Annotated in this window: 23 protein-coding genes; 18 read left to right on the plus strand and 5 right to left on the minus strand. The window is 60.7% G+C overall.

Annotated elements, in window-relative coordinates; all coding sequences use genetic code 11:
• The first annotated feature begins 8 nt into the window (after nt 1–8).
• The gene (locus KUF55_RS04810; RefSeq protein WP_218818149.1) at nt 9–1049 is read left to right on the plus strand and encodes an ABC transporter permease; all 1041 of its coding nucleotides are present in this window, start codon (nt 9–11) and stop codon (nt 1047–1049) included.
• Nucleotides 1046–2749 (plus strand): ABC transporter ATP-binding protein, encoded by a 1704-nt coding sequence (locus KUF55_RS04815; protein ID WP_218818150.1) that lies wholly within the window; start codon nt 1046–1048, stop codon nt 2747–2749. The genes KUF55_RS04810 and KUF55_RS04815 overlap by 4 nt, the downstream gene beginning before the upstream one ends.
• 87 nt (nt 2750–2836) lie before the next feature.
• On the opposite strand, the gene KUF55_RS04820 is transcribed toward KUF55_RS04815, so the two are convergent.
• Nucleotides 2837–3322, minus strand: a complete 486-nt coding sequence (locus KUF55_RS04820) for a GNAT family N-acetyltransferase (protein ID WP_255557317.1) — start codon at nt 3320–3322, stop codon at nt 2837–2839.
• A 16-nt stretch (nt 3323–3338) separates the two neighbouring features.
• Nucleotides 3339–3953, minus strand: coding sequence for a TetR/AcrR family transcriptional regulator (locus KUF55_RS04825; protein WP_218818151.1), 615 nt, complete (start codon nt 3951–3953; stop codon nt 3339–3341).
• 279 nt (nt 3954–4232) lie between these two features.
• Here KUF55_RS04825 and KUF55_RS04830 point away from each other — a divergent pair, with 279 nt between their 5' ends.
• The gene (locus KUF55_RS04830; protein WP_218818695.1) at nt 4233–5396 is read left to right on the plus strand and encodes an acyl-CoA dehydrogenase family protein; all 1164 of its coding nucleotides are present in this window, start codon (nt 4233–4235) and stop codon (nt 5394–5396) included.
• Nucleotides 5397–5572: 176 nt separating this feature from the next.
• Nucleotides 5573–6106 carry a MaoC family dehydratase gene (locus tag KUF55_RS04835; protein WP_132361631.1) on the plus strand — a complete coding sequence of 178 codons (534 nt, stop codon included), beginning with the start codon at nt 5573–5575 and terminating at the stop codon, nt 6104–6106.
• Here KUF55_RS04835 and KUF55_RS04840 read toward each other — a convergent pair.
• Together KUF55_RS04840 and KUF55_RS04845 are read right to left on the minus strand one after the other, a co-directional pair.
• Nucleotides 6103–6783 (minus strand): response regulator, encoded by a 681-nt coding sequence (locus KUF55_RS04840; protein WP_218818152.1) that lies wholly within the window; start codon nt 6781–6783, stop codon nt 6103–6105. The genes KUF55_RS04835 and KUF55_RS04840 overlap by 4 nt on opposite strands.
• Nucleotides 6780–8300: a sensor histidine kinase gene (locus KUF55_RS04845; protein WP_218818696.1), complete on the minus strand. Its 1521-nt coding sequence runs from the start codon at nt 8298–8300 to the stop codon at nt 6780–6782. The genes KUF55_RS04840 and KUF55_RS04845 overlap by 4 nt, the downstream gene beginning before the upstream one ends.
• A 316-nt stretch (nt 8301–8616) precedes the next feature.
• Between KUF55_RS04845 and KUF55_RS04850 the strand changes: the two genes are divergently transcribed.
• From KUF55_RS04850 to KUF55_RS04875, 6 genes are all read left to right on the plus strand, one after another.
• A complete protein-coding gene (locus tag KUF55_RS04850) occupies nt 8617–9624 on the plus strand; it encodes a tripartite tricarboxylate transporter substrate binding protein (protein ID WP_218818153.1) in 1008 nt (335 codons plus the stop codon).
• Nucleotides 9621–10124, plus strand: coding sequence for a tripartite tricarboxylate transporter TctB family protein (locus KUF55_RS04855; protein ID WP_132361625.1), 504 nt, complete (start codon nt 9621–9623; stop codon nt 10122–10124). Before KUF55_RS04850 ends, KUF55_RS04855 begins: the two co-directional genes overlap by 4 nt.
• 15 nt (nt 10125–10139) lie before the next feature.
• Nucleotides 10140–11774, plus strand: coding sequence for a tripartite tricarboxylate transporter permease (locus KUF55_RS04860; RefSeq protein ID WP_370630983.1), 1635 nt, complete (start codon nt 10140–10142; stop codon nt 11772–11774).
• Nucleotides 11775–11946: 172 nt separating this feature from the next.
• Entirely contained in the window at nt 11947–13167 is a 1221-nt protein-coding gene (gene dxr, locus KUF55_RS04865; protein WP_218818698.1) for a 1-deoxy-D-xylulose-5-phosphate reductoisomerase, read from the plus strand.
• Nucleotides 13164–14543 carry an RIP metalloprotease gene (locus KUF55_RS04870; protein ID WP_255557320.1) on the plus strand — a complete coding sequence of 460 codons (1380 nt, stop codon included), beginning with the start codon at nt 13164–13166 and terminating at the stop codon, nt 14541–14543. Before dxr ends, KUF55_RS04870 begins: the two co-directional genes overlap by 4 nt.
• A gap of 153 nt (nt 14544–14696) precedes the next feature.
• On the plus strand, nt 14697–15731 hold the full coding sequence (locus KUF55_RS04875) for a LacI family DNA-binding transcriptional regulator (RefSeq protein WP_218818155.1): 1035 nt from the start codon (nt 14697–14699) through the stop codon (nt 15729–15731).
• Between the two features lie 6 nt (nt 15732–15737).
• On the opposite strand, the gene KUF55_RS04880 is transcribed toward KUF55_RS04875, so the two are convergent.
• The gene (locus KUF55_RS04880) at nt 15738–17144 is read right to left on the minus strand and encodes a glycoside hydrolase family 32 protein (RefSeq protein ID WP_255557321.1); all 1407 of its coding nucleotides are present in this window, start codon (nt 17142–17144) and stop codon (nt 15738–15740) included.
• Nucleotides 17145–17650: 506 nt separating this feature from the next.
• On the opposite strand from KUF55_RS04880, the gene KUF55_RS04885 reads away from it, so the two are divergent.
• The 8 genes from KUF55_RS04885 to KUF55_RS04920 all read left to right on the plus strand — a co-directional run bounded on the left by KUF55_RS04885 (nt 17651) and on the right by KUF55_RS04920 (nt 26058).
• Nucleotides 17651–19231, plus strand: a complete 1581-nt coding sequence (locus tag KUF55_RS04885) for a glycoside hydrolase family 68 protein (RefSeq protein WP_132361617.1) — start codon at nt 17651–17653, stop codon at nt 19229–19231.
• A 653-nt stretch (nt 19232–19884) separates the two neighbouring features.
• A complete protein-coding gene (locus KUF55_RS04890) occupies nt 19885–20934 on the plus strand; it encodes a saccharopine dehydrogenase (RefSeq protein ID WP_218818157.1) in 1050 nt (349 codons plus the stop codon).
• Nucleotides 20931–21557 carry a TetR/AcrR family transcriptional regulator gene (locus tag KUF55_RS04895; RefSeq protein WP_218818158.1) on the plus strand — a complete coding sequence of 209 codons (627 nt, stop codon included), beginning with the start codon at nt 20931–20933 and terminating at the stop codon, nt 21555–21557. Before KUF55_RS04890 ends, KUF55_RS04895 begins: the two co-directional genes overlap by 4 nt.
• 111 nt (nt 21558–21668) lie before the next feature.
• Nucleotides 21669–21968 carry a YciI family protein gene (locus KUF55_RS04900; RefSeq protein ID WP_218818159.1) on the plus strand — a complete coding sequence of 100 codons (300 nt, stop codon included), beginning with the start codon at nt 21669–21671 and terminating at the stop codon, nt 21966–21968.
• 168 nt (nt 21969–22136) lie between these two features.
• Nucleotides 22137–23282: a flavodoxin-dependent (E)-4-hydroxy-3-methylbut-2-enyl-diphosphate synthase gene (gene ispG / locus KUF55_RS04905; RefSeq protein ID WP_370630984.1), complete on the plus strand. Its 1146-nt coding sequence runs from the start codon at nt 22137–22139 to the stop codon at nt 23280–23282.
• Complete coding sequence (locus KUF55_RS04910; protein ID WP_218818160.1) at nt 23236–24144, plus strand: DUF4081 domain-containing GNAT family N-acetyltransferase; 909 nt, start codon at nt 23236–23238, stop codon at nt 24142–24144. Before ispG ends, KUF55_RS04910 begins: the two co-directional genes overlap by 47 nt.
• An 83-nt stretch (nt 24145–24227) precedes the next feature.
• On the plus strand, nt 24228–25034 hold the full coding sequence (locus KUF55_RS04915) for a hypothetical protein (protein ID WP_218818161.1): 807 nt from the start codon (nt 24228–24230) through the stop codon (nt 25032–25034).
• 187 nt (nt 25035–25221) lie between these two features.
• On the plus strand, nt 25222–26058 hold the full coding sequence (locus tag KUF55_RS04920; protein WP_218818162.1) for a hypothetical protein: 837 nt from the start codon (nt 25222–25224) through the stop codon (nt 26056–26058).
• Nucleotides 26059–26315: the final 257 nt, after the last annotated feature.

The following is a 26315-nucleotide window of genomic DNA, read 5'->3' on the forward strand; positions in this document are numbered from 1 at the left end:
GGCCGGAGATGACCATCGAAAAGGAACCGGTCGAGGGCGGTGCCGTCTTGCTCGCGGAGGCGGAGGACGCTGCGCTAGCGCGCAAGGATTCCACCTCGCTGAGCCAGGGGCAACTGATCCGCCGCCGCTTCATCGCCCACCGGGCGGCCATGATTTCAACGGTGCTATTGGTCTTCATTGCCCTGATGGCCTTTACCTCCATCGGATACGCCGGCATTCCGGGGTGGTGGGGTAAGGACTACACCATGGCAGGAACCGTCATCAACGGCGGCCGTCCCACCCTCTCCCTGCTGCCTTCCTGGCTGGGAGGTCCGGGACTGGCCTGGGGTGAGCACCCGTTTGGTCAGGACTCCACGGGTAAGGACTACTTCGCCCTGGTGATGCGCGGTACTCAGCAGTCCATCATCATCGCCGTGGTTGTCGGTTTTGTTGCCACGGTGATCGGTGCGATCATTGGCGCCGTGGCCGGCTACTACCGCGGCTGGGTCGACGCGGTGCTGATGCGCCTCACGGACCTCTTCATTGTTATCCCGCTCCTGGTCCTCGCCGCCGTGCTGGGACAGATTGCCGGGCGCAGTGGCAATCCGACGGTCGTGCTGGCCCTGGTATTGGGCCTGGTCACCTGGACCGGCCTCGCCCGATTGGTACGAGGTGAAGTGCTCTCCTTGCGCGAACGCGAATACGTTGCCGCCGCACAGGCCATGGGAGCCACCACTCGCCGCGTTATTCTCAAGCACCTGCTGCCCAACACCATCGGTGTGATCGTCGTGAACGCGACGTTCGCGATCGCCGGTGCGATCTTGTTGGAAACCTCCCTGTCCTACCTGGGATTCGGAGTCAAGGCCCCGGATTCCTCTCTAGGCCTGCTGATCAGCCAATACCAAAACGCCTTCACCAACCGCCCCTGGCTGTTCTGGTGGCCGGGCATGATCATCTTGACGATCGCACTGAGCGTGAACTTCCTCGGCGATGGGCTGCGCGATGCTTTTGACCCGCGCCAGACTCGCAAGGCTAAGCGCCGCAAAACGAAGGTAGAGGTATCCGAATGAGCATCTCCGCACCATCGGCAGAGTCTCGGGCCACAGCACTGAGCTTCGAGAACCTTACGGTTTCTTTTGACACCGAATTCTCCGAGGTACACGCCGTTAAGGGAATTTCTCTTGAGGTGTACCCGGGCGAGGTCGTGGCCCTGGTGGGTGAATCGGGTTCCGGCAAATCGGTGACCTCCACGGCGGCCATCGGTCTGCTGCCCTCCAACGCCAATATTTCCGGCAAGGCCTTTGTTGGCGGCGTCAATGTGGTGGGTCTTGCCGAGAACAAGATGCGCAAGATGCGCGCCACCGAAATTGCCATGGTGTTCCAGGAGCCGATGACGGCACTAAACCCGGTGCTCACCGTCGAACGCCAGCTCACCGAATCTCTGGAGCTCCACGGCCTGGCCTACGGTAAGGAAGCCACCGCGCGCGCCATCGAGTTGTTGAAGCTGGTTGGCATTCCCGATCCGCACAAACGCATCAAGCAGTACCCGCACCAGTTCTCCGGTGGCCAACGCCAACGCATCGTGATTGCCATGGCGATCTCCTGCGACCCGAAGGTCATCATCGCCGACGAGCCCACCACCGCGCTGGATGTCACGGTGCAGGCCGAGATTCTGGACTTGCTGCGCGAGCTCAAGGACAAGTTGAATACCGGCATCCTGCTGATCACCCACAACATGGGGGTGGTGGCCGACCTCGCGGATCGTGTGGCAGTGATGTTCCATGGATCGCTGGTGGAAACCGGCACCGTGGACCAGGTACTGAATCGTCCCCAACACGATTACACCAAGAAATTGCTGGCATCCGTGCCCCGCTTGGCCGCCGTTGATGTGACCGGCACCTGGACTCCGGCACCGCCGGATCCGGTGAGCCTCGATCGTGAATTGGTGCTCCAAGCCAAGAACTTGGTGCTCGAGTACGACATGCGCGGCACCAAATTCCGGGCTGTTGATGACCTGTCCTTCGAACTTGAGCGCGGCAAGATCCTGGGCATCGTGGGGGAGTCGGGGTCCGGTAAATCCACCGTGGCCAAGGCCGTGTTGGGTCTGCTTCCGGTTGCCTCCGGGGTGTTGGCCGTTCAAGGGACCAACCTGGCCTCGCTGCGCCCCAAGGAATCACGAGCGATCCGTTCCAAGATCGGTGTCATCTTCCAGGACCCCGCGGCATCACTGAATCCGCGCTTCCCGATCGGTGACTGCATTACCGAACCGATGGTGGTGCACAAGGTCGGTACCCGTGCCGAGCGCATCAAACGTGCCGAGGAATTGCTCGATGCGGTTCATCTGCCGCGCACGGTCATCAACCGTTACCCGCACGAACTCTCCGGTGGCCAGCGCCAGCGTATCTGCATCGCCAGAGCACTGACACTTGACCCGGAACTGCTCATCGCCGACGAACCGACCAGTGCATTGGATGTCTCGGTGCAGGCAGCGGTGCTGGAAATGATCCAGGAACTGCAGTCCCGCTACGAGTTCGCGTGTCTATTTGTCAGTCACGACCTGGCGGTGGTGGACCTGCTGGCTCACCACGTTGTGGTGATGAAGGATGGCAAGGCAGTGGAACAGGGCCGAGTCAGCGACGTCTTGCACTCACCGCAACACGATTACACTCGCAAGTTGTTGGCCGCGGCTCCGGTTCCGGAACCGCGTGAGCAGGCCGAGCGTCGTGAGGCCCGCCGCTTGTTGCTCTCGGCAGAGGCCCAGCAGAACTAACGGGTAGGACCACGCAAATAACAAAAGCCGGGAAATCGAAAGATTTCCCGGCTTTTGTCTTGCCCCGGTCATACCGAGACGTGAAAACTACTTGGCCAGCTCCATGATGAATTCCTTCACCACGGCGGCGCGAGCGTTGGAGAAATCGGCCGATTCCGCAATGACCGTGAAGCCACGACGTTCCAGAATCTTGATGGAACCGATGTTGTCCTGTGGTACCCGCGCGCGCAGCGGGCGGGCCGTGTACTCGGCCAGGAAGGCATCCACGGCAGAGGTGGTGATGCCCTGACCCCAGTAGCGGCTGGCCGTCCAGAAGCTGATCTCCGGGATGGACTCGTTTTCAAAGACCAAGATCGAGCCAGCGACTTCGCCGTCGTGCTCGATGGTGCGCACAATGACCTTGGGGTCATTGAGGATGGCACCCCAGTGGTGGTTAAAAACGCCGCGGTCCGCAGGGTTCCGCGCGGTGAAGGCAGCCATTAGGTTGGCTTCGGGGTCCTGCTGGTGTTCGAAGAACTGGTCCAGGTCTTCGGGCTGCAAAGGCCGTAGCTGCACGGTCACTGCCTCTCTCATAGGAATCATCTACGCTCTAGCGTACCTGCGTAAAGAGGGCTGATGCGGCCATCTGGTTCAGCAGCTTACGCAACCCCGCTTTCGAAGTGCGTGGCGAGTGCGCGGAATGGGCGGTTGAATTAAGCAGGCCGAATGCTGCGTGGGCCCGAAAACGAATTACGGCAGTGGTTTCCTCGGGGTGAATCAGGCGCAATTGATCCGTCCAGAGCGCGATGTAGGCACGCTGGAGTTTACGTACCAATTGCAGCTCGGCCGCAGGCAGTGTCTCGAGGTTTCGGTCCTGCACCTGAATAATATCGGGCCTAGCCAGCGCAAAATCGGTGTGAAAGGCGATGAGCCGTGAAAGTGTCTGCTCGGCGGTGCCGCCCGAGGCGGCAACTTTTCGCCCACCGTCCAGCAAGTCCTGACTCATGCCCACCAACAGCGCGATCAGCACCGCTGATTTGCCGGAGAAATGTCGGTACACCGCCGGCCCGCTGATGCCGCAGGCGGCTCCCAGGTCTTCTAGGGAAACACCGGCGTAACCATGGATGGCAAAGAGCCGGGTGGCCTCGGTTAGAAGGTCTTCACGTCGTTGCGCCTTGGCGCGTTCGCGGTCGGTCGCTGCAGGGTCCTTGAGATTCTCGTTCACCCTTCACCGTTCCTTGTTTGCCGTCGTTCATTAATCGTTCACTGCAGGCTCTGCTTTGGTGCCGTTTAGCCCCTAGACAAGTGTGCCGCGCGCCACTAGCCTCGAACTCAGTTAATGATCACTAACAATACGTGGTCACCGGGTAAAGCCCAAGCGGTCCGCGAATGCGACAACTTGGCTTCCGGACCCATCGGCAGGCACCGGGTCAACACCACCCGGGCTAGAAATGCTCGGCGGCCACCCGCCGCCGAGTACCAGCGAAAGGGCAGCACGCGGATCATGATCAATCTGGAACTCGACGAGGACTACCGAGAACTGCGCAGCACGGTTCGGGAATTTGCCCGTGAGGTGGTGGCCCCGGTTTCGGCCAAACACGATGCCGCCCATTCCTTCCCCTACGACGTGGTCTCCCAGATGGGGCAGCTGGGCCTGTTTGGGTTGCCCTTCGGTGAAGAATTCGGCGGCATGGGTGGGGACTACTTTGCGCTGTCGCTGGCCATTGAGGAACTAGCCCGGGTGGATCAATCCGTGGCCATCACCCTGGAAGCCGGTGTCAGCTTGGGCGCCATGCCGATCCACCGCTTCGGCACCCAGGCCCAAAAGGAACGCTGGCTTCCCGCCCTATGCGCCGGGGAGGAGCTGGCCGGATTCGGGCTGACCGAATCGGGTGCAGGGTCCGACGCCGGAGGAACCGCCACCACCGCGAAGCTTCAGGATGGTTCGTGGGTAATCAACGGTTCCAAGGAGTTCATCACCAACTCGGGCACCGACATCTCCACATTGGTGACTCTCACCGCGGTCACCGGTATCAGCACCCGGGCCGACGGGAGCACCGCCAAGGAAATATCCACCATCCTAGTGCCGCGCGACACCCCGGGTTACAGCGTTGACCCGGCCTACGACAAGGTCGGCTGGCGAGCCTCCGATACCCACCCGCTGCGTTTCACCAACGCCGTGGTGCCGCAAGAGAACCTGCTGGGTGAGCAAGGACGGGGTTACGCCAACTTCCTGTCCATCCTCGATGAGGGCCGCATCGCCATTGCCGCTCTCGGCACGGGTGCCGCCCAGGGCTGCCTCGACGAGGCCACCGCCTACGCCAAGACACGCACCACCTTTGGCACCGCGATCGGGAGCAACCAAGGAATCTCGTTCAAGATCGCCCGCATGGCAGCCCGCGTGCACACCTCGCGGCTGGCCTATTACGCAGCGGCCGCCAAGATGCTGGCAGGTCAGGACTTCAAGACCGAGGCGGCCATCGCCAAGCTGGTTGCCGGCGAGGCAGCGATGGACAATGCCCGGGACGCTACGCAGATCTTTGGTGGATACGGATTCATGAACGAATCATTGGTGGCACGGCACTACCGGGATTCTAAGATCCTGGAAATCGGTGAGGGGACCACCGAGGTGCAGCTGCTGCTGATCGCCCGCTCGCTGGGACTCTAGGACCTCAAGGTTCTAGGACTCCCGAGCGGAGCCGACCCACACAAAGCAAAAAGTTTGTAGGATACGAAGCACAGGGACCATCCGGATCCGGCGCCCGCCCATAGCCGCAGGCCAGGTACGAGAGCGCGTAGGGCGGGCCGGTGGATCAGACGACGATATAGGGGTGTGTAATGACGATGGCTGAGAATGAGGATGTACGCGAGATCCACCAGCGGGGACTGTACTTCGAGGAATTGGATGCCGGGGCGCTGTACGTTCATTCACCCGGGCGCACCATGACCGAGGCCGACAACGTCCTCTTCACCACGCTGAGCATGAATACCCAGGCACTGCACCTCGACGCGGCCTTCGCCGCCACGCAGCCCTTCGGCCGCCGGGTCATGAACTCGATGTTCACCCTGGCCACCATGGTGGGGCAGTCGGTCTCCCAACTGACGCAGGGGACGTTGCTGGGTCAATTGGGCCTGACCGATGTGCGCTTCCCGCATCCACTCTTCCCGGGGGATACGCTCTACACCCAGACCCGCATCGCGGACCTGCGCCCCTCCAGCTCCAAACCGGGGCTCGGGGTGGCGACGTTTATCCACGTGGGTAAGAACCAGGACGGAGTGACGGTCGCCGAAGCCACCCGGGTCTGCTTGATGTTCACCCGTGAGGAGCACCTGCGCCAGCAGGAGAACGCTCCGGATGCGGTGGACGACTGGCTCTAGAGCCCAGTGGTGCGCGTCGGGATCCACCGGTAGCGCCGCTCCGGACGTCCACCGCCATAACGCAGATCCACCTGTACCGCCCCTGTTTCGTGCAGGTACTCCAGGTAGCGCCGTGCACTGACCCGCGAGAGGCCCAACAATTCACCGACCTCCAAGGCGGAGAAATCCGCCCCGGCCAGGCGCAAGGTGGCCTGAACGCGTTCCATGGTTTCAGCACCACAGCCCTTGGGTAGGGGTTTATCGGAACCGGCCATGGAGAACACCGCATCAACATCGGACTGTTCGGCGGTGTCCGAGGAGCCGAGGGACCGATACGTGCTGCGGTAGTGTTCCAGCCGCTGGTGTAGGTCCTGGGCGGTGAACGGCTTCATCAGGTAATGCACGATCCCGCCACGCAGCGCCCGGCGCACCGTATCGGCCTCGCGGGCAGCACTGATCACCAAAACGTCAAGATCTGGCACCGCGGCGCGCAATTGGCCCAGTAAATCCAACCCGTAGATATCGGGCAGATGGATGTCCAGCAGAACCAGGTCCGGACGGAGACGCAGCGCCTGCTCCAGCGCCTGAGCCCCGGTGCGGGCGACCCCAACAACCTCAAATCCGGGCATCTGCGCCACAAATCCGGAGTGAATCCGCGCGACCATAAAGTCATCGTCGACGATGAGCACCGTGATCATGACTGCACCTTTTTCCCCAGACGTGCCGTGAAGAGGGCACCTTCCTTGTTGGCCACGGTGATGAACCCGCCGCGGCGTAAACACACCAGTCGGCTCAACGCCAGGCCAAAACCACGCCCGGCCGCGGAGGCGGAGGACTTGGTGGTGAAGCCCTGCACGAAGATCTTAGCAACGTTCTCGGCAGTGATGCCTTCGCCGGAATCATGGACCTGGAGCACCACCTCGCCGTTCTCCTCGGAGAGCCGAACCCTCACTCGTGCGTTCTCGCGTCCGGCCACCGCGTCGATGGCATTGTCCACCAGATTGCCGACCACCGTGGTCAGATCCCGGGAGAGTGCCTCATCCACCCGACCCAGCTGCGAGGTCGGATCCAGATCGATCCCCACACCCCGCTCCGAGGCCAACGCCGACTTGGCGATCAGCAGCGCCGCCACCGTGGGATCTGCCACTCGGTGAGTGACATCATCGAGTAACTGGGTACGGCTGAAGCTCACCCCGTTCACGTAGGAGAGCACCTCGTCATATTCCTCCAGCTGGATCAGCCCGGAGATGGTGTGTAATTGGTTGGCAAATTCGTGGGTCTGGGCACGCAGGGTCTCGGTGGTCATGCGGGTGGCCCCCAATTCCTTCTCCAGGGAACTGAGCTCGGTGCGATCACGCAGTGTGGTCACCGATCCGACCACCCGGCCCCTGGATTGCATGGGACGCCGGTTAAGTACCACCACGCGCTCGCCGACCACGACCAGCCGGTCGGCGTTCGCCTGCTCCACGGTCAGCACCTCGCGTAGCGCCGCATCAATCGACAGCTCGTGAAGGCTCTGCCCCTCGCAGTCCTCGCCCCAGCCCAGCAGCTGGCGTGCCGCGTCATTGGCCAGGGTGATGCGCTCGCGCAGATCGATGGCCACCACGCCCTCCTTAATTCCGTGCAGGATGGCCTCGCGGTGTTCCACCAGACCGGTGATCTCCGCCGGTTCCAGGCCTAGGGTCTGGCGTTTTACGCGGCGGGAGAGCAGCAGGGAGCCGAGCGTACCCAGAGCCACGGAAACTCCGAGATAGACCAGTAAGTTGGGGGTGGCATCGAGCAGTCGTTCAAATAGGGAGGGGTAGGTTCGGCCCACCGCCGCAAAGCCAACGAGCTTTCCATCGTCATCTAGCACCGGGACGTGGGCCTCCAGCGTCTTCACGCCGCTTCGCACGGTCGACCCGGTCCAGGCCCGCCCCTGCGTTACCTCGGAGGTGCCAAGCGGAAATTGCTGCCCGATCATGGATGGGTCCGAGGAAGTGACAACGATGCCCCGAGCGGTGACCAAGAGGGATTCGCTGCTGCCGGAGACGGATCGAACCGATTCGGCGATGGAGGGGAGTGCCGAACCGAAGCGTGGTTTGGCCTCGGGCAAGAGGGCCCGAACCAGCGGGATCGAGGCGAGGTTTTCGGCCGCGGAGAGGGCTCGGCGTGACTCCACCCGTTCAAATGTTGCTGTCGCCTGGGCCAGAGACATGGCCAGCACCCCCACCATCACCGCCAGCAGGATCAACAATTGCAATCCCAGGAACTGTCCGGCGAGGCTAAATCGGGCGGTTCGCCCGAACCGCGGGGTGAGACTCTGGCTGGACACGCGCGGTCCTTTCGCAGGCCACCTCGGACCCGGCGCCTATCGCCTCATCTCGCATGTGCCATCGGCGTGAACTCTACCGAAACCGATACCGAGCAACGAATGTGACGGTGAACACAATGACCAAAACTTTCTTTGCGAACACAAGAATTGCCCCGGGGTGGTAGCGCCCTAATGTGGTGCACATCATTCACTCGCTTCTTGAAGATTGGGAAGAAACATGGGACGCACCAATATCTTGCGGTTGGCAGCAGTTGCCGCCGGAATCATGCTCGCCGCCACCGGTTGTGGGGTGACCGGCAACGACGCCGGCACCTCCGGCGCCGCGACCGAATCCGGCCCGGTGACCGGCCTGCGCATCATGGTCCCCAACAGCCCCGGCGGCGGCTACGACACCACCGCCCGCGTTGGCGCCAAGGTCATGGAAGAAACGGATATTGCCAAGTCCGTTGAGGTCTTTAACCTCGCGGGTGCCGGTGGCACCGTGGGTCTGGCCCGCCTCGTCAACGAAAAGAGCAACAATGACCTGGGCATGCTCATGGGCCTGGGAGTGGTGGGCGCGAGTTACACCAACAAGACCGACGCCCGACTGACCGACACCACCCCCATTGCCCGGCTCATCCAGGAGCCCGGTGCCATCATGGTGTCGAAGGATTCACCGTATAAGACCATCGATGATCTGGTGGCGGCCTGGAAGAAGGACCCATCCAAGGTCGCCGTCGGCGGCGGCTCCTCACCCGGCGGCCCGGACCACCTGCTGCCGATGCAGCTGGCCCAGACCGTGGGCATTGACCCGAAGGACGTCAACTTCGTCTCCTACGACGGCGGTGGCGACCTATTGCCCGCCATCTTGGGCAACAAGTTGGGCTTTGCTGCCTCCGGGGCCGGCGAATTCCTCAAGCAGATCGAATCCGGTGACGTCCGCGTGCTCGCCACCTCCGGCGCCGAGCGCCTGGAGGGTGTTGACGCACCGACCCTGATGGAATCGAACATCGATTTGGAGTTCAGCAACTGGCGCGGACTCGTGGCCCCTCCGGGCATCACCGACGAGGCCAAGGCCCGCTGGATCACCACGCTGGAGAAGATGCACGGCACCGAGGAATGGAAGAAGGCCCTGAGTGATAACGGCTGGACCGATGCCTTCATCACCGGCGACGAGTTCTCCACCTTCCTGACCGACCAGGACAAGCGAGTTTCCGACGTCCTGAGCGCCCTCGGCTTGGCATGAAACCAGTAGCCACATGGCTCAAAGACCGCTCCGAGCTGGGCTTCGCGGCCCTGCTCGGAGCGGTTGGGGTCATTGTCTTGGTTGATGCGATCGGTCTGAAGGTGCCCTACCAGCAGTCCGACGGACTGGGACCCAAGACGGTTCCCTACATCGTCGCCACGCTGCTGATCATCTGCGCCGTTTTGCTCGCGATCAATGTGCTGCGTGGGGGAGCGGCGGAACCCGAGGATGGCGAGGACATCGAGATCGGCACGCCCATCGACTGGAAGGTCGTGGTGCCACTGGGCCTGGTCTTTATCATCAACATACTTTTTATCGACATGCTCGGCTGGGTCATTTCCGGCACCATCCTGTTCTGGGGCAGCGTGTTGGCCCTCGGCGGTCGCAATTTCATTCGAGATCCCTTGATTTCCGTGGCCCTGGCCGTGGGCACCTTCTACGGGTTCTATCTGGGGCTGGGCATCCACCTGCCGGTCGGACTGCTTAAGGGAGTGCTCTAAGTGGAAACATTTAACATGCTGATGCAGGGGTTCGCCACAGCGGCAACCCCCATCAACCTGCTCTTTGCCGTGCTGGGCGTGTTGCTGGGAACCGCCGTGGGCGTGCTGCCGGGCATTGGCCCGGCCATGGCCATCGCGCTGCTGCTGCCGGTGACCTACGGGATGGAACCCACGGCGGCCATGATCATGTTCGCCGGAATTTACTACGGCGGCATGTACGGTGGCTCGACGACATCGATCCTGCTGAACACCCCCGGCGAGTCATCCACGGTGATCACCGCCATCGAGGGCCACAAGATGGCTAAGGCAGGGCGCGCGGCGCAGGCTCTGGCGACCGCGGCCATCGGTTCGTTTGTCGCCGGCACCATCGGTACCGCGCTGTTGGCGACCATCGCACCATGGGTGGTCAAGTTCGCGGTGTCCTTGGGCAACCCCAGCTACCTGGCGATCATGCTGCTGGCGCTGGTTGCTGTCACCGCGGTCCTGGGATCCTCCAAGCTGCGCGGCTTTGCCGCACTGGGCCTTGGCCTGGCGATTGGTCTGGTGGGCATGGACCCGGTCAGCGGACAGGGCCGGTTGATCTTTGGCCAGCCGCTGCTGGCGGACGGGCTGGATATCGTGGTGGTTGCCGTGGCGATCTTCGCCATCGGTGAGGCCTTGTGGATCGCCGCGCACCTACGCAAGACCACGAGCCATACGATTCCGGTCGGCCGCCCCTGGATGGGCAAGTCCGACTGGAAGCGCTCATGGAAGCCGTGGCTGCGCGGTACGGCATTTGGGTTCCCCTTTGGTGCCCTGCCCGCCGGTGGTGCGGAGATCCCCACGTTCCTGTCCTATGTCACCGAGAAGAAGCTGTCTAAGCACCCGGAGGAGTTCGGTCATGGCGCCATCGAGGGTGTCGCTGGGCCGGAGGCTGCCAACAACGCCGCCGCCGCCGGAACGCTGACCCCGATGCTGGCCCTTGGCCTGCCAACCAACGCCACCGCCGCGGTCATGCTCCTGGCGCTGATGCAGTTCGGCATCCAGCCGGGCCCGTTGCTCTTTGAGGAAGAACCGAAGCTGGTGTGGGCGTTGATCGCCAGCCTATTCATCGGTAACGCCCTGTTGCTGCTGATCAACCTTCCCATGGCACCGCTCTGGGCCAAGCTGCTACAGCTACCACGGCCCTACCTATACGCGGGCATCTTGTTCTTCGCCACGCTGGGCGCCTACTCGGTCAACCTGCAGGCCTTCGACTTGATGGTGCTGCTGGTGTTGGGTGTGCTGGGCTTCGCGATGCGTCGCTTTGGCATTCCGGTGCTGCCGCTGATCATTGGGGTCATCCTTGGCCCGCGGGCCGAGGCGCAATTGCGCAAATCCCTGCAGCTGAGCTCGGGGGATCCGGCGGGCCTGTTCAGTGAACCAGTGGCCGTGGTCGCTTACGTGATCATTGCCCTGGTCCTGCTCTGGCCACTGATTGCGAAGCTGCTGCGCCGGCTGTTCCCGAAGGCCGCTGCCGGTATCGAGGAGCTCGCCGAAAGCGTTCCGGAGGAAGCCGAGACACAGAGTGTGCCGACAGGTTCGACCGAGACCGCCACCGGTAAAGAGGGCACCGTGAAGGATCACGAGGTGCACCACGGTGCGCACCGTGGTGGTCGACCACGCAATTAGGACGTCACCGCAAACCCCGCTCCGGCCACCGCTTTCCCCGCTACTTTTGGGGGAAAGCGGTGGCCGGAGCCGTTTACGCGCGGTAGACGTTCCAGCGTGCCGTGGGCTCGCTCATTGGGTTGGCACAGCTATAGCGGACATAATGGGGAAGGTGAACAACGATCAGCTCTCCATGCGGGCCCCGGCCATCGACTTCGTCCCACCGGTGCCCGGCTCCATCCGCCGCATCACCCTGATCGGGTCCACCGGGTCCATTGGAACCCAAGCACTTGACGTGATAGCCAACGCGCCACAACTATTTGCCGTGGCAGCTCTCTCCGCCGGGTACAACCTTGAACTTTTGGCCAGCCAGGCCGTGGCCACCTCCGCTGCCGCGGTCGGCAGTGCCAACCCGGATCTGGCGGCTCTTGACGCGGCCATCAAGGCGGCAGCGACCGCCGCAGGCAAACACGGATATGCCCCCATACTTTTTGCCGGAGCGGATGCGGCAACCCAGATCGCCGCGTATCCGGACGCCGACGTGGTGCTCAACGGCATCACCGGGTCCATCGGTTTGGCACCCACCCTGGCGGCGCTGAAGGCCGGTCACCTGTTGGCGCTGGCCAATAAGGAATCATTGATCGTCGGTGGTGCCCTGGTCAAACAGGCAGCGGCCCCCGGTCAGCTGGTCCCGGTGGACTCCGAACACTCGGCCATCGCTCAGGCGCTGCGCTCGGGCACCCCCGATGAGGTGCACAAACTCATTGTCACGGCCTCCGGTGGCCCCTTCCGCGGCTTGAACTACGAGCAATTGCGCTCCGTCACCCCCGCCCAGGCACTGGCCCACCCCACCTGGGCCATGGGTAAGGTCATCACCACGAACTCGGCCACCATGGTTAATAAGGCCCTTGAAGTCATCGAGGCGCACCTGCTCTTTGATGTTCCTCTAGAACGCATCGAGGCAGTGGTGCATCCGCAATCCATCGTGCACTCCATGGTGGAGTTCATCGACGGCTCCACCATCGCCCAGGCCTCGCCGCCGGACATGGCGCTGCCCATCGCACTGGGCATCGGCTGGCCGCACCGGGTGCCCGGCTCCGCCACCGCCTGCGATTGGTCCACGGCCGCGTCCTGGACGTTTGAGCCGTTGGATGAGGAAGCCTTCGGTGCGATCAAGCTGGCCAAGGCCGCCTCCGCAGCCTCGCCCACCCACATGGCCGTCTACAACGCGGTGAATGAGGAGGCGGTGCACGGATTCCATGCCGGGCGCATTTGCTTCACCGACATCGTGGAAACCATCGAGTCGGTCCTGCAGGATTACGCCCCGGAATCCGGGACCCTAGATCTGGATGCGGTCTTGGCCGCAGAGTCGTGGGCACGAAACACCGCCGCCAAGCGTTTGGAATCACTGTGAGCGTTCTACTTTTCATCCTCGGTGTCTTAATCATGGTGGTTGCCGTTGGATTTTCCATCGGCCTACACGAGGTCGGGCACCTTCTCCCGGCCAAGCGCTTCGGCGTGCGTGTGCCCCAATACATGATTGGCTTTGGCAAAACGATCTTCTCCTTTAAGCGTGGAGAGACCGAATACGGCTTTAAGGCCATCCCGTTGGGTGGCTACATCTCCATGATCGGGATGTACCCGCCGGCCAAGAACAAGGGTGACGTGGGGGCCACCGATGCCCCGATCTTGCGCAAGTCCTCCACCGGCATGTTCCAGCAGATGGCCGACGAGGCCAGGCATGCTGCCGCCGAGCAGCTGCAGCCGGGTGATGATGACCGGCTGTTCTACAAGCTTCCGGTCTACAAGCGCATCATCATCATGCTTGGCGGCCCGGTGATGAACCTGCTCATTGGCGTGGTGATGATCGGCATTGTCACCGTCGGGTTCGGAGCCCCCGCCCAGACCACCACCGTGTCCGAGGTGTACCAGTGTGTGGTGCCGCTCGGTGAGGAATCCACGCGTGATGCCTCGGTGAACAACGGCTGCCTGCCTACCGATGCGCCGGGTCCGGCCTACGCCGCCGGGTTGCGCCCGGGCGATACCATCACCACCTTTGATGGTGCTCCGGTGTCAGACACCGCGTGGGTCGAGCTGACTCAGGCGATTCGCTCCCAGGCCGGTACTGCCGTTCCGCTGACCTACATGCGTGATGGTGTTGAGCATTCGACCACGATCACCCCGTACAAGACCGAACGCCCGATGATTGACGCAAACGGCATGGCGGTGACCGACGCGCAGGGCAAAACACAAACCGTTGATGTTGGCTTCATCGGCATGGGTTCGAGCGTGAAAAACGTCAAGGGCTCGGTGGCAGATGTCCTACCCGCCGTGGGAACGCAGATCTCCGGTGTGGCAGCGGTGGTGCTTGATCTTCCGGCACGTGTTGCCCAGGTGGCCAAGGCTGCCTTCTCCGATGAACCACGTGATCCCAATGGCCCCATCTCCGTGGTGGGCGTGGGCCGCATTGCTGGAGAAATCAGCGCCACGGACCTGATCGGCATCAACGATAAGGCCGCCAGCCTGATCTCGCTGATCGGCGGGCTGAACATTGCCCTGTTCGTTTTCAACCTGATCCCGCTGCTGCCCCTCGACGGCGGACACATCATCGGTGCGCTCTTTGAATCGGTGCGGCGTTTCTTTGCCAAGCTTTTCCGCCGCCCGGATCCCGGGCCGGTGGATATCGCCAAGATGCTGCCGCTGACCTATGTGGTGGCGGTGGCCATGATGCTGATGGGTGCGGTGCTCATCTACGCCGACATCGTGAAACCGGTGAATCTTTTCGGCTGACCTCAACCGTATTAATGCGGCCTCGTCCCACCGCCCCGATAGGGGAGTGGGACGAGGCCGCTGTTCTTTTTGACCGGTGCGGGGTCTCCTCGGAGGAGGGGCAGACGAGCTACGGATTCCATGAATGGGCACCCCAGCTGAATATAATGAACCATGGTCAATAAGGACGGAGCAACCGCCCGCGTGGGGATTCGTGATGTTGCGGCGGCAGCGGGTGTTTCGACAACCACGGTGTCCCACGCCCTCAGCGGGGCCCGTGCTATTAACGCCGAGACGCGAGTGCGAGTATTGGATGCCGCCAAGCGCTTGGGCTATTCTCCGGACCCACGAGCTCGAGGTCTGCGCAGTGCACGCACGTACACGATTGGGCTGCTCAGCGACACCATCGCCGTGACTCCCTATGCCGGTCAGATGATTAGTGGCGCGCAGGATGCCGCCGCCGAACACCAAAGTGTCCTCATGATTCTTGACTCACATGCCATCTTGGAGCAGGAGCAGCTGGGCATCCGGACGCTGCGGGATCATCGGGTTGATGGGCTGGTCTATGCGCGCATGTACCACCAAGAGGTCACCGTGCCGCAGGAACTGGATGGTGTTTCGGTGGTGTTAGCCAATGCCTCAACGTCCGACTCTCACTTCTCCTCGATCGTTCCGAATGAGGAGGGGATCGGACTGGAGGCGACCCGGCACCTGACGAGCTTTGGACATCGCCGGATTGGCTTCACGACCATTCCCGAATCAGTGCCTGCGGCATGGGGCCGAGAGCGCGGCTATCGAAAGGGGCTGAAGGAAGCCGGAATCACCGTTGATGAATCGCTGATCGTTCCGACCAGCGGTGATGCGGCCGGTGGGCGTGCCGCGGCTCGTCTGCTCTTGGATCGACCCAACCGCCCCACCGCGATCTTCTGCTTCAACGATGAGGCGGCCATGGGTGTTTACCAAGCAGCCAGAGAACTTGGGCTCTCCATCCCGCACGATGTTTCGGTTGTTGGAGTGGATGATCTTCAACTGATTTCGCTTGCCCTGGTGCCGACACTAACGACCATTGCGTTGCCTCATTATGAGATGGGGCGCTGGGCGGTGTCCCAGCTCTTTGAGCAGGTGGGTGCAAAACCAACGGACGCCATTCAGAAAAAGCTCCCTTGTCCGCTGATCCAGCGCGGCTCGGTTGCGCCACCCTTGAGCTAACTTTTTTTAGCGGGTTGGGGCGGTCACTGCCAGTGGATTGAGGGTGGCCGAGAGTAACTGCGTATCGCCGCCAAGGGATTCGATGCTGAGCTCGTGTTGTCCCGGGGAGAGCACAGATATTGAACTTAGTGCTGCCTCACCATCTTGGGCAAAGATCTCCACCGACGTCGTATCAACAACCACATCCAGGTTCAGCCGGCCATCGCGGAGAGGAACCTTTTCGCTGCGGATTTGGCGGTAGGCGTCCGGCATCTGGCCAGCGATCTTGTCGGAATCACGGGCCAAGGACAAAGTCTGGTTGCCGACGTTGTAGCCGAGCGTGATGAAAGATCCAGCAGGATCCTCCAGCTTCACGAGTGTTTCCTTGGCTGGATGTTTCGCATCCGGGGCCATGCTCAGTCGTAACCGATAGGCATCAGTGGTGGGTCGCGGGAGGCTGACCGGGTTGTTCTGCTCCAGTTGCTGGGCCTCGGTCTGTTGCTGCTGACCTTCGAGCTCAGTGATGGCGTTGATGGGTTGTGAGTTCAGCTGTGGCTGCCCGTCAACGGTACGCAACGAAAGCTGGCGCACGGTGGACATGGTGCCACCGGACCAGTCCTCTTTTGGTAGCTCTCCGGCGTACGCCCAGTTGTTCATCCAGCCGATCGCATAGCGCTGCGCCAGTGGATTTTCGGCATTCGGGTCATCCCAGGTGACTGCCGCGTAGAAATCAGCTCCGGCATCAAGCCAGCGGGGGTCATCTTGTTCCGGGACAAAGTTCTTTCCGTCCCATGATCCGGTCCAGTAGGTGTAGCCGGTGGTACGTCCGGCGCTTTCGCCGTTGGCGCTGATTCCTAGCACCCAGGTTGTTCGCTCCGGGTCGCCGTCGACTGTCATCTCGAACAGGTCGGGGCACTCAATGACACCTAGGTCATTACGCTCAAATCCCGACTGATAGGTCCAGGACTTCAAATTTGGGGAAGTGTAAAAACCTACCTTGTTACCCTCGGCCAACAGCATGAGCCATTGGGAGCGTTTTTCGTCCCAAACGATCTTCGGATCACGCCAGGCCTCTAGGCCGGGGTTGTCCATGACCGGGTTTCCCTTATAGGAAGTGAACGAGTAGCCACCGTCCGTCGAGTAAAACAGCGACTGCCGTTGGACGCCATCTACTTGCTGGGTGACGAGGGAAACTACTGCATCCTTGCCAAATCCGGCGGTGTTCTGCGTGTCAACGACCGCGCTGCCGGTCCAGATGTCTCCAAGACCGTTGGTGTACTTCTCGATGGCAACGCCTTCGTCTTTCCAATGCACCATGTCGGTGGAGGTGACGTGGAACCAAGCGGTGCCGTTTCCATCCGGGTAGTCGGCGTTGTAGAGGTAGTAAAAGTGCCACAGCCCATTGAGGAAAAACGGGCGCTGTGGATCGTTCATCCAGTTGTTCGCCGGAGTTATGTGCGTCGCAGGACGATATGGCGACCAATCCTGTGGCCGCTGAAATTTTTCGTTGTCCGTCGTAGGATGCGTGGACGTCGACGTGGCCGCGGGTGTTTCGGTTGCGGGTCGCATTAGCACCAAGGAGGTGATCGCAGCGAGAACCAGAACACAGATCAGGACTACGGCGAAGTACGACAAAGGGAATCGGCGTCTTGGCATGAACATGGGTCTTTCGGAGGATGAGTGCAGAAACTCCACCGCTGGACGGCAGAGCCTCTGCGTCGTCGCAAAAATTTGGGGGAGAGAACGTGCATCACTTCGAGTGACCGGAGACTACCGTAACCGACTACCAAAACGTTTTGCCAACAAATGTGACATAAATTCCAAAACGTTTTGGAACGTTTGACATCGGCTATGAATCTGCCTAGGTTTTTCTGTGGAGAGAATGTGCGTCACCGTTTGAGCGATTGTCCGATTCCTAATCGAACCAAAGGCAAACGATCATGAACAAGACACGCACCAAAGGCGGCCTGCTGGCCGCCATACTAGGTTTGGGGGCACTCAGTGCCACCCTGCTCGCCGGACCAGCACTAGCTGCACCGGACGCTACGCCAGGCTTCCCGGCACCCACCAAGCACACCCAAGAGGCACACAGCCCCCTCGATGACTTCACTGCACGTTGGACGCGCGCCGACGCCAAGCAGCTGAAGGCCATGTCCGACACGACGGCCGGATCGCGGGAGAACTCCATGCCCGAGGAGTACACCATGCCGACCGTTTCTCAGGATTTCCCTGACATGAGCAACGAAAAGGTCTGGGTCTGGGATACCTGGCCCCTGACCGACGAGGACGCCAACCAGTACAGTGTCAACGGCCAAGAGATCATCTTCTCGCTGGTTGCCGATCGCAAGCTGGGCTTTGATGAGCGCCACCAGTATGCGCGCATCGGTTACTTCTACCGCCCCGCTGGCGTACCCGCCGACGAACGTCCCGAAAACGGCGGCTGGACCTACGGCGGTCAGGTCTTTGATGAAGGCGTCACGGGTAAGATCTTCGAGGATCAGTCCTACAGCCACCAGACCCAGTGGTCAGGTTCGGCGCGTGTCACCAAAAACGGCGAAATCAAATTGTTCTTCACCGATGTTGCGTTCTACCGCGACAAGTCCGGCAATGACATCAAGGCCTATGACCCGCGCATCGCGCTGAGCGTCGGTCACGTACATGCCAACAAGCAGGGCGTGAAGTTCACCGGCTTCAACAAGGTCACCGACCTTTTGCAGGCCGATGGAAAGCTCTACCAGAACGCCGAACAGAACCAGTTCTTCAACTTCCGCGATCCGTTCACCTTTGAAGATCCGGCCCACCCGGGTGAGACCTATATGGTCTTCGAAGGCAACACCGCTCAGAAGCGTGACGAAGCCCAGTGCACCGCCGAAGATCTCGGCTACGCCGAGGGTGAGACCAACGGCGAAACCGTTGCCGAAGTTAACAAGTCCGGTGCAACGTACCAGATCGGCAACGTGGGCCTGGCCCGCGCAACCAACAAGGACCTGACCAAGTGGGAGTTCCTGCCGCCGATCCTGTCGGCCAATTGCGTCACGGACCAGACCGAACGTCCGCAGATCTATATGAAGGACGGGAAATACTACCTGTTCACCATTAGCCACCGCTCGACCTTCGCCGCCGGCATCGACGGCCCGGAAGGTGTCTATGGCTTTGTTGGTAACGGTATCCGTAGCGATTACCAGCCACTGAACCGCGGTTCAGGTCTGGCTTTGGGTAGCCCCACCAACCTGAATTTCGCTGCTGGTACTCCGTTTGCCCCCGACTACAACCAGCACCCGGGACAGTTCCAGGCATACTCCCATTACGTGATGCCTAATGGTCTGGTGCAGTCGTTCATCGACACCATCGGAACCAAGGATAACTTCGTGCGTGGCGGTACCCTCGGTCCGACAGTTCGTTTGAACATTGAAGGCGCCTCGGCAACCGTGGATCGCTCCTACGGCAATCTTGGACTTGGTGGATGGGCCGACATCCCGTCGAACCGCGAGCTCAAGACCAACGGAGCCATCGCCAAGTAGTTGGCGTAGTTCCGGCTCAAATGTCTTGAGTTGAAATCAATCGGTCGGTGCCACTGCGCTTTGCGTGGAGTAGCGCCGACCGATTTGTTAACCCCGAAAGTTTGGTTTGCAGCAATGAAACCGCGCAATCGAACTTGTAAGCGGTTCTAGCCGACGAACCCTCGTGGCACCGTTCAACTCTTGAGCTGATCAGTGGTGGACTTTGTGGCGTTGAAGCGTTCTGGTGCGTTTGAACGCGGCTAGCCAGAAACTGCAATCCATGGTCGTTGCAGGGTCCGGCTCGGCGGAAATCACCAGCAGCTGGATCCCTTTTGTCGCTGGACATCTCGAGTCCGAGGCAATTCACCATCCCATCGCCCACGATGGGATGGTGAATGCAACTGACACCACTGCCTGCGGGCCATGCTGCCGGGTTTTGGGATTTGAAGCGGTGGCGCTAACGACTGTTGTCGATTGCCGGGAAGCTCATCATCAGCGCCCGAAAGCGAAGGCTGTTGATCCCCAAAGATGCCCCTGAATCAAAGCTCTTTACCGTGCTGATTGAAGGGGTTGGGCAGTCGGCACCGGTTGCGAAACGGATACTTTTCGCATTCCTGGATGCCCTGGAACACCGCAAATTTACTTAATAGGTCATTTGACCTAAAGTTTGAATCATGAACGATAACCTTGAATACCAGCCATCTGGGCAGGTGCTGATTGTCGGTGGGTATGGGATTGTGGGCACCGCACTCACGAGACTCGCCGCACCCTCTTGGCCCTTGTTGCTGACGGGGAGAAATCCTCAGCGCGGTGCGCAGCTGGCCGATGAGTACAACCTGGAGGTGAGGAAGTGGGATCTTGATGACCCCACACCATTTACCGCTTCGGTTCGTGCGGTCATCAGCACGGTGAATGATCCGGGAGATCGAGTTCTCCGTGCGGCTGTGAGCGCCGGAATTCCCTACGTGGATATCACCCGCTGGACATCTCGACTCACCCGCGCCGTCGCGCAAACCAGCCTGCTTTCACCCACGGCCCCGGTGCTGCTGAGCTCGGCCTGGATGGGAGGTGTTGTTAGTATCGTTGCCGCTTCGCTGGCTGAGGACCTTGGGGGACTTCAGCAAATTGATGTGGCCATCCGCTATGACACCAATGATCGGGCAGGTGCCGACTCGGTCGACTTCATTGATCGACTCGGACAAGACTTCGAAATCACCGAGAACGGGCACCCCCACGTTCTGAGCCCACTGAGTGATACGCGCTGGATAGATATCGCAGGTTACCGGACCAAAGTGGCGCGACTGGATACCCCAGAGCAACTGACGTTTCCGATGACCTTGGGGGCAACAAGCGCAGCAACCCGTATCGGATTTAGCTCCAATGCATCAACCACCGCGCTCTTGGTGGCGAAGACGATGGGACTCTTCCGCTGGGGCAGTGGTGAGCGGTGGCGGGGCCTGCGGCGTTCCCTGTTGTATTCCCCGGGCACCGGAGGAACCGCTCATATTCGCATCGACGTGCATGGTGCTCACGGCTCGCGAACCGCTCATATCTCAGATCCTGCCGGCCAAGCCCATCTCACGGCGCTCGGTGGACTCTTGGGACTCCAGAATGTTCTAGACCCGAAGGCACAGCCCGGCGTTGGCTTCCCCGAGAGTACAACGTCTCTCACCGAGGCCCTCGCGGAGCTCAAAAGGCACGGTGTGACAATATTGAATTCATGACCGGAAACAAGGGTGCCCTCAGGCAGGCAGCGATTCTAGATGCTGCGGTCGAGGTGCTATCAACCAAGGGCAACGCCGGATCGGCCATGCGCGATTTTGCCGCAGCGGCCGGGGTGCGCGTGGGACACCTGCAACACTATTATCCGACCAGAGCGGACTTGATTCGGGCGGTCCTTGAGCGGTCGCTACAACAATCCCTGCAGCGCCTCACCGAGGTGGCTGGGCCCGTGATTGTTGATTTTCCGGGAGGGCCGGGGACCCTTTCGCGTGCCGAATCCCGTCGGTTGATTACCGCACTTCTCGAGGAGCACTCGGAGGTGACGGGTGTTTGCATGCACTTTGAAATTTGGGCCATTGCTTCCTCGGATCCAGAAATTGCGACGGCTGTCAGGGCCTTCTATGCCAGTTACGCCGGGTATGTGGGTGCGGTCGTTCGTCAGGCACGACCGTCGTTGGCGGTCGAGCAGATACACGCGGTCGCCGGAACCATTGTGAGCCTTTTTGAGGGGGCCGCCGTCACCCGCTCAACCATCGGGGGACTGCATGCCGAATCGATAGATGCTCAGCTGATTCAAACCGCTCAGTGGCTGGTTCACGATTGCCCAGCCCCCAGCGACTCCTGACCCTGTGGTCGTCGGACCGGTGCCCGACACAAAGAGTAATGACGGCTGTCTTCATGCCGTATGTCGCATCGGTCATCAGTTTTGCTTAACCGAACGGTTAGGCTGTTGCTCATGAGTGTTTTCGCAGTTGAATATGTTTACGCAGCCGGTTCCGATGATGTTCGTGCCGAGCATCGCCCCGCCCACCGTGATTTTCTCGCCGGTCTGGGGACGGATCAGGATGGCACAGCGTTGGTGGCCTCGGGTCCCTACGCCGACGGTTCCGGTGCCTTGTTGCTGATTGCCGCCCCGAGTCAGGAATCTTTGGCCCAGACTCTAAAGAACGATCCGTTTGCCATCAATGGGTCGATTGCTGCCTTGCGCATCACCGAGTGGAGCCCGGTGTTGGGTGAACTCAGTCACCACGCCTAGGCGTTTAACCGCGTAAGCAGCGGCCCAGTTGAGCCCTTACTTATGCCTCCGGCTTCGCCCTGCGAGATCACTGCCCCCTGCGGGCGGTGCGCGGGGGATAATGGAGATAACTTTCGCCCGCTCAATATTTCGGAGGACATCTTGACCTCGATCCCGGTCAGCCTTGGCATGCCGTCGACACCACCCCCGGTTCTTGCTCCTCGACGCAAGACCCGCCAGATCAAGGTGGGCTCGGTGGGGGTTGGATCTGACAGCCCCATCAGCATCCAGTCGATGACCACGACGCCGACCACCGACATCAACGCAACGCTGCAGCAGATCGCCGAGCTCACGGCCACCGGTTGTGACATCGTGCGAGTTGCCTGCCCGTCCGCCGATGATGCGCTGGCCCTGCCGATCATTGCCAAGAAGTCGCAGATCCCGGTGATCGCCGATATCCACTTCCAGCCGAAGTATGTATTTGCCGCCATCGAGGCCGGTTGCGCTGCCGTCCGCGTGAACCCGGGCAATATCCGCAAGTTTGACGATCAGATCAAGGAGATTGCCGCGGCCGCGAAGGACCACGGCACCTCCATCCGCATCGGTGTTAACGCCGGTTCTTTGCACCCGGATCTGATGAAAAAGTACGGCAAGGCAACCCCCGAGGCGCTGGTTGAATCCGCCGTCTGGGAAGCATCACTCTTTGAGGAACACGACTTCCACGACTTCAAGATCTCGGTCAAGCACAACGACCCGGTCATCATGGTGCGGGCCTACGAACTGCTGGCCGAACGTGGTGACTGGCCCTTGCACCTGGGCGTCACGGAGGCCGGTCCCTCTTTCCAGGGCACCATCAAGTCCGCCACCGCATTCGGAGCCTTGCTCTCGCGCGGCATCGGTGACACCATCCGCGTTTCGCTCTCCGCACCGCCGGTGGAAGAGGTCAAGGTGGGCAACCAGATTCTGCAGTCGCTGAACCTGCGCCCGCGCAAGCTGGAAATTGTTTCCTGCCCCTCCTGTGGCCGTGCCCAGGTTGACGTCTACACCCTGGCGGAGCAGGTAACCGCCGGGCTCGAGGGTCTGACCATTCCACTGCGTGTAGCGGTGATGGGTTGTGTGGTCAATGGTCCCGGCGAGGCTCGCGAAGCCGATCTGGGTGTTGCCTCGGGTAATGGCAAGGGACAGATTTTTGTGAAGGGTGAAGTCATCAAGACCGTGCCCGAAGATCAGATTGTTGAGACACTGATTGAAGAGGCGATGCGTATCGCCGAGGAAATGGGGGACCCGGGTGGAGAAAATTCTGTCCAAGGTGGTCCCGTGGTTACCGTCAGCTAGACGTAACCCGGGGGCCGGAGAGTCGCTGTCGGCAGAGATCCGCGTCCTTGATGATGCGGATACCGCGGCTCTTCGCGCCCTGATTTCGGTGGATCCGGTGGTCAACATCTTCATGGATGCACAGTTGGCGGTGACGGGTTCGGCTCGCCCTGGAATGGGCGGATCACTAATACTTGGCCGTTTTCATGGTACGCAGTTGGTTTCGGCCTGTTGGATCGGCGCGAACGTTGTTCCGATCAATGTCACGGCCGAGGACGCCGAGGACTTCGGGCACGTCGTGAAATCGTTGAACCGCACGTTTGCTTCCTGCTTCGGTCCTGCCGAGGCAGTGATGGGTATGTGGAAGGTCTTGATTCACGGATCGCAGCAGGCATTTAGCGTGCGCCCCAATCAACCATTCATGACGCTCAGTGGCCCCCCAGCCGTTGAACCGAACCCCGGGCTTCGCCTCAGCACCCCGGCGGAGTATGAAAAGGTTCTCCCTGCCTGCGCCAAGATGTTTACCGAAGAGCTGGGTTATTCGCCGTTGGTCAACGGAGGATCGTATTACCGCTCCCGCGTCCGTTCCTTAATTCATGCCGGGCATTCCTTTATTGATATGGATGACGCCGGCGAGATCCGTTTCAAGGCGGAGTTGGGAACCGTCAGCTCGCGGGCTACTCAGATCCAGGGAGTCTGGATGGCCCCGGAACACCGTGGCTCCGGGTTAGCAGCCGGTTACATGGCGGCAGCCGCGAACCGTGCCCTGACCTTGGCACCCACCACCAGCCTGTACGTTAACGATTACAACTCTGCTGCCATTGCCACCTACCGCAAGGTCGGCTTCGAGGAGGTTGGCGAATTTGCCACCATCCTCTTTTGAACCGGCGATACAGTCACGGCGCTAGCAGCATCGGCGTTCGAACTCTCTATCGTGAAATGCTCATCGGAAAGCCAAAGATAATAATGCCCCGCCACCTCAACGCCAGCAAAGCCATCCGAACCACGGCAACTGCTCTTGCCGTCGCGGGCCTCGCGCTGGGCGTTTCAGGCTGCAGCAAAACTCCGGAACCCGTCCCGGTCAGCGCCACCCCAAACTCCGTAGAGGTGCCCGTCACCGCGCCGGGAAGCCCCGAATCCTCGATGGCCCCGGGCAATGCCAGTGAGCTCGGATATTTTGACTCGACGGTGTTGAGCTCCGCGATGCAGCAGTGGGCCAACGGAATCAAGGGAACCATCGTCAATGACCAGCAGGAACTGCGCAAGCAGCTTCCGGCGGCCCAGAAATGGCTCGAAGGCGTCACCGTGGTTCCTGCCACCTGCGGCCTCTACGGTATTGGTAACTTGCAGGATCAACTTGAGAAGTCGGCCGTGGCGGCCGCGGTACTACCTGCAGCAAATGCCGGTGCCCTGACGGTGGCAGCCTACCGGGATCGTGACGCACTGGTGGCAGATGTTGCCGCTCAACAGCACCTCGATGCTTCCTGCGGTACCTACAGCATTACCAGTGACGGGCAAAAGGTTAGCTACAAGCTTTCGAGCCTTGACGCCACGAGTTCGGCACCGTTTACGGCAGCGACCCTGCTCGAGAGCGTTAATGGAAAAAGCAAAAACCAACAAATTTCCATCCGTGCCATTGATGGGAACGTCATGGTGAGCGCTACACGAAGCGTGAGGAAAACTCCCGGGGAGTCCACCGCACTCGCTCTGGCCGACGTGGAATCGATGCTCACCATCTTGCGCGACCTGCCAGAATCGGCACCGGCCTCCTAAATTCCCGCCCGTATATCAGGCAGTCTCGGCGCCGATGGTCCTGAGACGGGTAACGACGAAAATCCTCGTTGTACTCAATGGTGACGTTACTCATTGAGATGGCTTTACTGTGTAAGGTGTTGCTTGTCAGCGGTCATTGGCCACCGTTAGCGCCACGCGTCGTTCTCACAGATCACGAGGAACGGCGATGAGTAAGACAGCATTCTGGGCTTTGCCGCTGGCCGCCACGTTTGTACTCACCGGCTGCTCTGGGCTCCGGGGGTCCCCAGACAAGGAATCTGTGAAACCAAGCCCGGCGTCGACTCCTGAGGCTACGACGAGTGAATCAGCCGAGGCGCCACCCTTGTCCGATACAACGCAAGCAGCGCAGACAACGACCGACTCGGGCTTTGCCATGGATGCAGGTCCCAACCACTCGACATCCGCCGACCAGCTCAGCGCCGAGGAGCTGACCGAGGTGGCAGGTGCGATTGAAAGCTACAACGGTCAGTCCGCGATTACAATCGTCGGCGATGTTGAGAACAAAGCTCTTGCCGCCCAGTCGGAAAAGCAGCTGGCAAGTTCGGAGGTTGTTCCAGCGGTATGCGCTGTGTACTCGGCCGCGGCGGGCAGCGACATGATCTCGCACCTGAACATCATTACTGCGACATTTGCTGGCGATTCAAACGATGCAGGCATGAGCGTCAGTCTGGGCTCCTACGATGATCCTGCCGATGTTCAGACGATGATCGGAAAAGCCAAAACCAGCTCCGAAAACTGCAGCAGCTTCACCATGACGGTTCTCAGCCAGGCGGTCACTGCCACGGCGAAAGACCTGCCGGCCACCACCAACGCAGCGATAACGATTGGAACAGTTGCGGATCTGAAGTCCGGGGAGCAATACGCGAAAAACCTCATCGTTTCGGGGTATGACGGTGTGAATACCGTTTCCGTCAGCATCTCCGAGCCCAAGGATCTTGATACGGCCAGGGCCAAGGCCGAAGAATACGTTGATCAGGGACTGCTCCATATCACCGGCTACTAAAAATAGGTCGAGTCGCCAACGCACAACTGAACTACTCGCGGGAAAGTTGATACCGTTCGTGTCAACGACGCCCGATTTCCTCGACTATGTTTTGTGGGCATTAACATGCTCAACCACGATTTTTCACCTCAAATGAGAGATCGTCATGGCTCTTGATGAACTGAGGAAGCGCCCATTTTGACCGGGGCGCTGATTGCCGACGTTAGCTGCAACGGACGAATGCGAGAACGGTTGCTGAGCCGTTACGGCTGCACGCC

It is taken from the genome of Paeniglutamicibacter sp. Y32M11, from assembly GCF_019285735.1.
Classification (GTDB): domain Bacteria; phylum Actinomycetota; class Actinomycetes; order Actinomycetales; family Micrococcaceae; genus Paeniglutamicibacter.

What these genes read in the sequence shown, in the direction of transcription:
- KUF55_RS04915 (WP_218818161.1), top strand. Translation starts at nt 24,228, where the DNA reads ATGCCCCGCCACCTCAACGCCAGCAAAGCCATCCGAACCACGGCAACT.
- KUF55_RS04820 (WP_255557317.1), bottom strand. Translation starts at nt 3,322, where the DNA reads ATGAGAGAGGCAGTGACCGTGCAGCTACGGCCTTTGCAGCCCGAAGAC.
- KUF55_RS04845 (WP_218818696.1), bottom strand. Translation starts at nt 8,300, where the DNA reads ATGGTGGGGGTGCTGGCCATGTCTCTGGCCCAGGCGACAGCAACATTT.
- KUF55_RS04875 (WP_218818155.1), top strand. Translation starts at nt 14,697, where the DNA reads ATGGTCAATAAGGACGGAGCAACCGCCCGCGTGGGGATTCGTGATGTT.
- KUF55_RS04810 (WP_218818149.1), top strand. Translation starts at nt 9, where the DNA reads ATGACCATCGAAAAGGAACCGGTCGAGGGCGGTGCCGTCTTGCTCGCG.
- KUF55_RS04830 (WP_218818695.1), top strand. Translation starts at nt 4,233, where the DNA reads ATGATCAATCTGGAACTCGACGAGGACTACCGAGAACTGCGCAGCACG.
- KUF55_RS04850 (WP_218818153.1), top strand. Translation starts at nt 8,617, where the DNA reads ATGGGACGCACCAATATCTTGCGGTTGGCAGCAGTTGCCGCCGGAATC.
- KUF55_RS04815 (WP_218818150.1), top strand. Translation starts at nt 1,046, where the DNA reads ATGAGCATCTCCGCACCATCGGCAGAGTCTCGGGCCACAGCACTGAGC.
- KUF55_RS04840 (WP_218818152.1), bottom strand. Translation starts at nt 6,783, where the DNA reads ATGATCACGGTGCTCATCGTCGACGATGACTTTATGGTCGCGCGGATT.
- KUF55_RS04900 (WP_218818159.1), top strand. Translation starts at nt 21,669, where the DNA reads ATGAGTGTTTTCGCAGTTGAATATGTTTACGCAGCCGGTTCCGATGAT.
- KUF55_RS04860 (WP_370630983.1), top strand. Translation starts at nt 10,140, where the DNA reads ATGCTGATGCAGGGGTTCGCCACAGCGGCAACCCCCATCAACCTGCTC.
- ispG (WP_370630984.1), top strand. Translation starts at nt 22,137, where the DNA reads ATGCCGTCGACACCACCCCCGGTTCTTGCTCCTCGACGCAAGACCCGC.
- KUF55_RS04835 (WP_132361631.1), top strand. Translation starts at nt 5,573, where the DNA reads ATGGCTGAGAATGAGGATGTACGCGAGATCCACCAGCGGGGACTGTAC.
- KUF55_RS04920 (WP_218818162.1), top strand. Translation starts at nt 25,222, where the DNA reads ATGAGTAAGACAGCATTCTGGGCTTTGCCGCTGGCCGCCACGTTTGTA.
- KUF55_RS04890 (WP_218818157.1), top strand. Translation starts at nt 19,885, where the DNA reads ATGAACGATAACCTTGAATACCAGCCATCTGGGCAGGTGCTGATTGTC.
- KUF55_RS04880 (WP_255557321.1), bottom strand. Translation starts at nt 17,144, where the DNA reads ATGAACGATCCACAGCGCCCGTTTTTCCTCAATGGGCTGTGGCACTTT.
- KUF55_RS04855 (WP_132361625.1), top strand. Translation starts at nt 9,621, where the DNA reads ATGAAACCAGTAGCCACATGGCTCAAAGACCGCTCCGAGCTGGGCTTC.
- KUF55_RS04895 (WP_218818158.1), top strand. Translation starts at nt 20,931, where the DNA reads ATGACCGGAAACAAGGGTGCCCTCAGGCAGGCAGCGATTCTAGATGCT.
- KUF55_RS04885 (WP_132361617.1), top strand. Translation starts at nt 17,651, where the DNA reads ATGAACAAGACACGCACCAAAGGCGGCCTGCTGGCCGCCATACTAGGT.
- dxr (WP_218818698.1), top strand. Translation starts at nt 11,947, where the DNA reads ATGCGGGCCCCGGCCATCGACTTCGTCCCACCGGTGCCCGGCTCCATC.